The organism is Vibrio sp. 1562 (genome assembly GCF_033340155.1).
GTDB lineage: Bacteria > Pseudomonadota > Gammaproteobacteria > Enterobacterales > Vibrionaceae > Vibrio > Vibrio alginolyticus.
In genome coordinates this window covers 22,485-30,562 of record NZ_JAWOVY010000033.1, presented here as the reverse complement: position 1 = coordinate 30,562, position 8,078 = coordinate 22,485, and the positions used below count along the sequence as shown (strand labels likewise).

The following is an 8,078-nucleotide window of genomic DNA, read 5'->3' as shown; positions in this document are numbered from 1 at the left end:
GTCTACGTTTCGCGATCCGTGAAGGTGGCCGTACAGTAGGTGCTGGTGTTGTTGCTAAGATCTTCGACTAATTCATAGCGAATTAGCGATGCTTTCGGAAAATCTTGAATTAGATTTGACGAACCAGTAGCAAAAAGGGCATCATTTGATGCCCTTTTTCTGCACTCAACATTATTTTTGCTGTTTTCTTGTTCAGAAGTGGGTTGGGCGCAGAGCAAGATTAAGCAAAGAGGCTTAATCTTAAGAAGAGTACGCTGATTTTTTCAGCGATATGGAGTTTGCCCTGCAACAGCGGGGTTGTTGTCGTCTATATTAAGACTTGTAACAGGTTGGTTTTATGAAAGCAAATAATGCTGAAACTCCTGATAGCTCAAACGCAGCAGATACGTTTAAGTGGGTAGCCGCTTTCGTATTGGCAGCTGCCGCTGTTGTGGGTAATTACCTGTATGGTGAAATGTCTGTAGTGGTTCGTGCTGCAGGCGTTGTTGTTCTTATTGCAGCTGCCTTAGGCGTTGCAGCAACAACGACTAAAGGTAAAGCAGCGATCAGTTTTGCAAAAGAATCTCGTATGGAAGTACGTAAAGTTGTTTGGCCTACTCGCCAAGAAACCATGCAAACAACACTGATCGTTTTAGCTGTAAGTATTGTAATGGCTCTAGTGCTATGGGGTATTGACGGAATTATGGTTCGTCTAGTAGCTCTAGCAACTGGGGTATAGAGGGTTTTTATTCATGAGTGAAGCTCCAAAAAAACGCTGGTATGTGGTTCAAGCCTTCTCTGGATTTGAAGGTCGTGTAGCTCAATCTCTGCGCGAGCATATCAAAATGCACGGCATGGAAGAGCTATTCGGTGAAGTACTGGTTCCTACTGAAGAAGTAGTGGAAATGCGCGCGGGTCAGCGTCGCAAATCTGAGCGTAAGTTCTTCCCAGGTTACGTCCTTGTTCAGATGATTATGAACGATGAATCATGGCACCTAGTACGCAGTGTGCCGCGTGTCATGGGCTTCATTGGTGGTACCTCAGACCGTCCGGCACCTATCACGGATAAAGAGGCTGACGCGATTCTTAATCGTCTTGAGAAAGCGAGTGAAGCGCCTCGTCCGCGTACAATGTACGAAGCGGGTGAAGTGGTACGTGTTAACGAAGGTCCATTTGCTGACTTCAACGGTACTGTTGAAGAAGTGGATTACGAGAAGAGCCGCCTGAAAGTGTCTGTATCGATCTTTGGTCGTGCGACACCAGTTGAGCTTGAATTTGGTCAGGTTGAAAAGCTGGACTAAGACTCTTCGTTAAAGAGTATAAAAAATCACCTTTTTAGGGTTGTATAAGGCGCGGATTATGACTATAATTTCGCGCCTTTTTACTTCAAGTGAAGTAAAAAGTTTCTTACACAAACGGGGAGCTGATCCGCGATTAGCGTTTGTACCCAAACTTAGGAATTATCATGGCTAAGAAAGTTGAAGCTTACATCAAGCTACAAGTTGCTGCTGGTATGGCTAACCCTAGTCCACCAGTAGGTCCTGCACTAGGTCAACACGGTGTGAACATCATGGAATTCTGTAAAGCGTTCAACGCAAAAACAGAATCTATTGAGAAAGGTCTACCAACTCCAGTAGTTATCACAGTATACAGCGACCGTTCTTTCACGTTCGTAACTAAGACTCCACCTGCTGCTGTTCTTCTTAAGAAAGCTGCTGGCGTTAAGTCTGGTTCAGGTCGTCCAAACACTGAAAAAGTTGGTACTGTAACTGACGCTCAAATCCAAGAAATCGCAGAAACTAAAGCTGCTGATATGACTGGTGCTGACATCGAAGCGATGAAGCGTTCTATCGCTGGTACTGCTCGTTCAATGGGCCTAGTGGTAGAGGGTTAATAAGATGGCAAAACTAACTAAGCGCATGCGCGTAATCCGCGAAAAAGTTGACGTAACTAAAGAATACGAAATCAACGAAGCTGTTGCTCTTCTTCAAGAACTAGCGACTGCTAAATTCGTTGAGTCTGTAGACGTTGCTGTTAACCTTGGCATTGATGCTCGTAAATCTGACCAGAACGTACGTGGTGCAACTGTACTACCTCACGGTACTGGCCGCGAAATCCGCGTTGCAGTGTTCACTCAAGGTGCTAACGCTGAAGCAGCTAAAGAAGCTGGCGCAGACATCGTAGGTATGGAAGATCTTGCTGAGCAAGTTAAGAAAGGCGAAATGAACTTTGACGTAGTTGTTGCTTCTCCAGATGCAATGCGCGTTGTAGGTCAACTAGGTACTATCCTAGGTCCTCGCGGTCTTATGCCAAACCCTAAAGTTGGTACTGTAACTCCTAACGTTGCTGAAGCAGTTAAAAACGCTAAAGCTGGTCAGGTTCGTTACCGTAACGACAAAAACGGCATCATCCACACTACTATCGGTAAAGCAAACTTCTCTGCTGAGCAGATCAAAGAGAACCTAGAAGCACTTCTAGTTGCTCTGAAGAAAGCTAAGCCATCTTCAGCGAAAGGTACTTTCCTGAAGAAAGTAAGCATCTCTACTACTATGGGTGCTGGTGTTGCTGTTGATCAGGCTAGCCTGAACACTCAAGCATAATTTATTTGCTTAGGCGCAAAATTAGTGTATAATTTTGCGCCTAATATTTGTGGTTGGGGCTGAACTTTGGTTCTTTGAACTGTCTCCTAGTTCGAAATGAATTAAGACCCAGTCTCCGTCCAAGACCGTAGGTGTTTGTGTAAAAGCAAACTTAATTATCCTACGTAGATGGTGCCCGAACTGACAGAAAGCTCTATGTAATATAGTTAACTTTCTTCTGGGGAAGCACCTCAATAGCTCTCACTGTCGTGATGATAGTGAGTGGTGTAACGACAACCAGGAGTAAATCCAAGATGGCTTTAAACCTTCAAGACAAAAAAGCAATTGTTGCTGAAGTCAACGAAGCTGCCAGTGGTGCACTTTCTGCAGTTGTAGCTGATTCTCGTGGCGTTCAAGTTGGCGCGATGACTTCTCTACGTAAACAAGCTCGTGAAGCTGGCGTTTACATGAGAGTTGTTCGTAACACTCTTGCTCGTCGTGCGGTTGAAGGTACTGAGTACGAGTGTCTAACTGACACTTTCACTGGTCCTACTCTAATCGCATTCTCTAATGAGCACCCAGGTGCTGCAGCGCGTCTTTTCAAAGACTTCGCTAAAGAGAACAAAGATTTCGAGATCAAAGCTGCTGCATTTGAAGGCGCTTTAACTGACGCTGAAGTACTAGCAACACTACCAACTTACGACGAAGCAATTGCACGCCTAATGATGTGCATGAAAGAAGCTTCGGCTGGCAAGCTGGCGCGTACTATCGCAGCTATCCGCGATCAAAAACAAGAAGCAGCGGCATAAGCCTTGCTTTTTACTGGTTGCTTAATAAACTTATTGTTGACTTAAAAGAGAATTGTTATGTCTATTACTAACGAGCAAATCCTAGACGCAGTTGCAGAAATGTCTGTAATGCAAGTTGTTGAACTAATCGAAGCAATGGAAGAGAAATTCGGTGTTTCTGCTGCTGCTGCTGTTGTAGCTGGCGGCGCTGCTGCAGGCGAAGCTGCTGCTGAGCAAACTGAATTCGACGTAATCCTAGAAGCTGCTGGCGGTAACAAAGTTGCTGTAATCAAAGCAGTACGTGGCGCAACTGGCCTAGGTCTTAAAGAAGCTAAAGCTCTAGTAGACGGCGCTCCAGCACCTCTTAAAGAAGGTGTTGAGAAAGCAGAAGCTGAAGCTCTTAAAGCTCAGCTAGAAGAAGCTGGTGCAACTGTTGCTGTTAAGTAATTATTGCATAGTTTCTTAGCCTAACGGCTAATTGGCTGGTGGTTTTTTAACCACCGGCCTTTTTGCGCTGTAGGGTATAGGCGAATTTTCCCGCTGTTTAAGCGCCTGATATCCATGCAAAAAACATTTCATTCTTACGAAATGAAATGTCACTACAGTAAACAGCTATATTAGTCACTGTCCCTTACCCCCCTTAAGTAACTAGGAGCGGGCGGACAGTTTGGGTCACTTATCAGCGAGCTGAGGAACCCCATGGTTTACTCTTATACCGAGAAAAAGCGCATCCGTAAGGACTTTGGTACTCGTCCACAAGTTTTGGACATTCCATACCTGCTATCGATCCAGCTCGATTCGTTCGACAAATTTATCGAACAGGATCCTGAAGGTCAATACGGTCTTGAAGCCGCTTTCCGTTCTGTATTCCCGATTCAGAGCTACAACGGCAATTCTGAGCTGCAATACGTTAGCTACCGTCTTGGTGAGCCAGTTTTTGACGTTAAAGAATGTCAAATCCGCGGTGTAACTTACTCAAAGCCACTACGTGTAAAACTACGCCTAGTTATCTTTGATAAAGACGCGCCAGCAGGTACTGTAAAAGACATTAAAGAACAAGAAGTCTACATGGGTGAAATTCCACTCATGACAGACAATGGTACCTTCGTAATCAACGGTACCGAGAGGGTTATCGTATCCCAGCTGCACCGAAGCCCAGGCGTGTTCTTCGACAGCGATAAGGGTAAGACCCACTCTTCAGGTAAAGTTTTATACAACGCACGTGTTATTCCTTACCGTGGTTCATGGCTTGATTTCGAGTTTGATCCTAAGGATAACTTGTACGTTCGTATCGACCGCCGTCGTAAGCTACCAGCATCGATCATCCTTCGTGCACTAGGTAAGTCGACAGAAGAAATCCTAGATATCTTCTTCGAGAAAGTGAACTTCGAAGTGAAAGACCAAACTCTATTGATGGAGTTGGTTCCTGATCGTCTACGTGGTGAAACTGCGTCATTCGACATCGAAGCAAATGGTAAAGTTTACGTTGAGCAGGGTCGTCGCGTAACAGCTCGTCATATCCGCCAACTAGAAAAAGATGGCGTTGATCACATCGAAGTACCAGTTGAGTACATCGTTGGTAAAGTTGCATCTAAAGATTACATCAATGAAGCAACTGGCGAGATCATTGTTAACGCTAACCAGGAAATCAGCCTGGAAGCACTAGCGAACCTATCTCAGGCTGGCCACAAAGCGCTAGAAGTTCTATTCACGAACGATCTAGACCACGGTCCATTCATGTCAGAAACACTACGTATCGACAGCACGGTTGATCGTATTTCTGCATTGGTAGAAATCTACCGCATGATGCGCCCTGGTGAGCCGCCAACAAAAGAAGCTGCAGAAGCTCTATTCGAAAGCCTCTTCTTCTCTGAAGAGCGTTACGATCTATCGACTGTTGGTCGTATGAAGTTCAACAGCTCTATCGGCCGTGAAGATGCTCAAGAGCAAGGCACACTTGATGAAACTGATATCATCGAAGTGATGAAGAAGCTGATCGCGATCCGTAACGGTAAGGGCGAAGTGGACGATATCGACCACCTAGGCAACCGTCGTATCCGTTCTGTAGGCGAAATGGCTGAGAACCAGTTCCGTGTAGGTCTAGTACGTGTTGAGCGTGCAGTTAAAGAGCGTCTAAGCCTAGGCGATCTTGACGCAATCATGCCTCAAGACTTGATCAACGCGAAGCCAATTTCTGCGGCAGTTAAAGAATTCTTTGGCTCTTCACAGCTTTCACAGTTCATGGACCAAAACAACCCGCTATCAGAAGTAACGCACAAGCGTCGTATTTCTGCGTTGGGTCCTGGCGGTCTAACTCGTGAACGTGCTGGCTTCGAAGTACGTGACGTACACGTAACTCACTACGGTCGTCTATGTCCTATCGAAACGCCTGAAGGTCCAAACATCGGTCTGATCAACTCTCTATCTGCGTTTGCGCGTTGTAACGAGTACGGTTTCCTAGAGACACCATACCGTCGCGTTGTAGATGGCGTAGTAACAGACGAAGTAGATTACCTATCTGCAATCGAAGAAGGCCAATTCGTTATCGCACAGGCGAACGCTAAGCTAAACGAAGATGGTACTTTTGCAGATGAGCTGATCACAGCTCGTCAGAAAGGTGAATCTGGTCTACACCCTCGTGAGCACGCTCAGTACATGGACGTTGCGACAAACCAGGTTGTATCTATCGCTGCATCGCTTATCCCGTTCCTAGAACACGATGATGCGAACCGTGCATTGATGGGTGCGAATATGCAACGTCAGGCAGTTCCAACACTGAAAGCTGACAAACCGCTTGTTGGTACTGGTATTGAACGTAACGTAGCAGTTGACTCAGGTGTAACTGCAGTTGCTAAACGTGGTGGTGTAATCCAGTCAGTAGATGCTTCTCGTATCGTTGTTAAAGTTAACGAAGAAGAGCTAGTACCAGGTGAAGCTGGTATCGACATCTACAACCTGACTAAATACACACGTTCTAACCAGAACACATGTATTAACCAGCGCCCATGTGTGATGCCAGGTGAGCCTGTATCACGCGGTGACGTTCTTGCTGATGGTCCTTCAACAGACCTTGGTGAACTAGCGCTTGGTCAAAACATGCGTATCGCGTTCATGCCTTGGAACGGTTACAACTTCGAAGACTCGATCTTAGTATCTGAGCGCGTAGTTCAAGAAGACCGTTTCACGACTATCCACATCCAAGAACTGACTTGTGTGGCGCGTGATACTAAGCTTGGTTCTGAAGAGATCACAGCGGATATTCCAAACGTAGGTGAGTCTGCTCTGTCTAAACTAGACGAGTCAGGTATCGTTTACATCGGTGCTGAAGTTAAGGGTGGCGACATCCTAGTTGGTAAAGTTACACCTAAAGGTGAAACTCAGCTAACGCCTGAAGAGAAGCTACTACGTGCAATCTTCGGTGAAAAAGCATCTGACGTTAAAGATACTTCACTACGTGTACCTAACTCTGTATCAGGTACGATCATCGACGTTCAAGTCTTTACTCGCGATGGCGTAGAGAAAGACAAGCGTGCGCTTGAAATCGAACAGATGCAGCTTAAAGAAGCGAAGAAAGACCTAACTGAAGAATTCCAGATTCTTGAGGGCGGCCTTCTAAACCGTGTTAAAGCTGTATTGATTGAAGGCGGTTACTCTGAAGCGAAACTAGACACAACTGATCGTAAGAAGTGGCTAGAACTAACGCTAGAAGATGACGCACTACAAACTCAGCTTGAGCAACTTGCTGAGCAGTGGGATGAGCTAAAAGCTGACTTCGATAAGAAGTTCGAAACTAAGCGTCGTAAGATCACTCAAGGTGATGATTTAGCACCTGGCGTCCTGAAGATCGTTAAGGTTTACCTAGCGGTTAAACGTCGCATTCAGCCTGGTGATAAGATGGCGGGTCGTCACGGTAACAAGGGTGTAATCTCTAAGATCAACCCTGTTGAAGACATGCCATACGATGAGAAAGGTCAGCCTGTAGACATCGTACTTAACCCACTGGGTGTACCTTCGCGTATGAACATCGGTCAGATCCTAGAAGTACACTTAGGTCTGGCAGCGAAAGGTATCGGTGACAAGATCAACCAGATGGTTAAAGAGCAGCAAGAACTAGCGAAATTCCGCGAGTTCCTACAAAAAGTTTACGATCTAGGCGACACTCGCCAGAAAGTAGACATTGCTTCTCTATCTGATGATGAAGTACGTACTCTGATCAAGAACTTGCGTGGCGGTCTACCAATCGCGACTCCTGTATTTGATGGCGCTCCAGAAGAGTCAATCAAAGCACTTCTTGAGCTAGCAGATCTACCAACATCAGGTCAGTTAACACTGTTTGATGGTCGCACAGGTGATGCGTTTGAGCGTCCTGTAACTGTTGGTTACATGTACATGCTGAAACTGAACCACCTTGTTGATGACAAGATGCACGCTCGTTCAACTGGTTCGTACAGCCTAGTAACTCAGCAGCCACTAGGTGGTAAAGCTCAGTTCGGTGGTCAGCGTTTCGGTGAGATGGAAGTATGGGCACTAGAAGCATACGGTGCTGCTTACACGCTACAAGAAATGCTAACGGTTAAGTCGGATGACGTTAACGGCCGTACTAAGATGTACAAGAACATCGTAGACGGTAACCACAGCATGGAACCTGGCATGCCAGAATCGTTCAACGTACTGTTGAAAGAGATCCGCTCGCTAGGTATCAACATCGAGCTAGAAGACGAAGAGTAATCCT

At 45.9% G+C, this 8,078-nt stretch carries 7 protein-coding genes and 1 pseudogene; all 8 read left to right on the top strand.

Annotated features, from left to right (window positions below; genetic code table 11):
- Positions 1 to 71 (top strand): annotated as a pseudogene (locus R7Z49_RS21570) (elongation factor Tu); the annotation flags it as partial.
- A 266-nt stretch (positions 72 to 337) separates the two neighbouring features.
- The gene (gene secE / locus R7Z49_RS21565; RefSeq protein WP_005384680.1) at positions 338 to 718 is read left to right on the top strand and encodes a preprotein translocase subunit SecE; all 381 of its coding nucleotides are present in this window, start codon (positions 338 to 340) and stop codon (positions 716 to 718) included.
- A gap of 13 nt (positions 719 to 731) precedes the next feature.
- On the top strand, positions 732 to 1,280 hold the full coding sequence (gene nusG, locus R7Z49_RS21560) for a transcription termination/antitermination protein NusG (protein WP_005384681.1): 549 nt from the start codon (positions 732 to 734) through the stop codon (positions 1,278 to 1,280).
- Positions 1,281 to 1,444: 164 nt separating this feature from the next.
- Positions 1,445 to 1,873 carry a 50S ribosomal protein L11 gene (gene rplK / locus R7Z49_RS21555; protein ID WP_005384682.1) on the top strand — a complete coding sequence of 143 codons (429 nt, stop codon included), beginning with the start codon at positions 1,445 to 1,447 and terminating at the stop codon, positions 1,871 to 1,873.
- Between the two features lie 4 nt (positions 1,874 to 1,877).
- Positions 1,878 to 2,579: a 50S ribosomal protein L1 gene (gene rplA / locus R7Z49_RS21550; RefSeq protein ID WP_005384683.1), complete on the top strand. Its 702-nt coding sequence runs from the start codon at positions 1,878 to 1,880 to the stop codon at positions 2,577 to 2,579.
- Between the two features lie 293 nt (positions 2,580 to 2,872).
- Positions 2,873 to 3,367: a 50S ribosomal protein L10 gene (gene rplJ, locus R7Z49_RS21545; protein ID WP_005382538.1), complete on the top strand. Its 495-nt coding sequence runs from the start codon at positions 2,873 to 2,875 to the stop codon at positions 3,365 to 3,367.
- Positions 3,368 to 3,424: 57 nt separating this feature from the next.
- The gene (rplL, locus tag R7Z49_RS21540; RefSeq protein ID WP_005382540.1) at positions 3,425 to 3,793 is read left to right on the top strand and encodes a 50S ribosomal protein L7/L12; all 369 of its coding nucleotides are present in this window, start codon (positions 3,425 to 3,427) and stop codon (positions 3,791 to 3,793) included.
- Between the two features lie 252 nt (positions 3,794 to 4,045).
- Positions 4,046 to 8,074 (top strand): DNA-directed RNA polymerase subunit beta, encoded by a 4,029-nt coding sequence (gene rpoB / locus R7Z49_RS21535; protein WP_005384685.1) that lies wholly within the window; start codon positions 4,046 to 4,048, stop codon positions 8,072 to 8,074.
- The last annotated feature ends 4 nt before the right edge of the window (positions 8,075 to 8,078 follow it).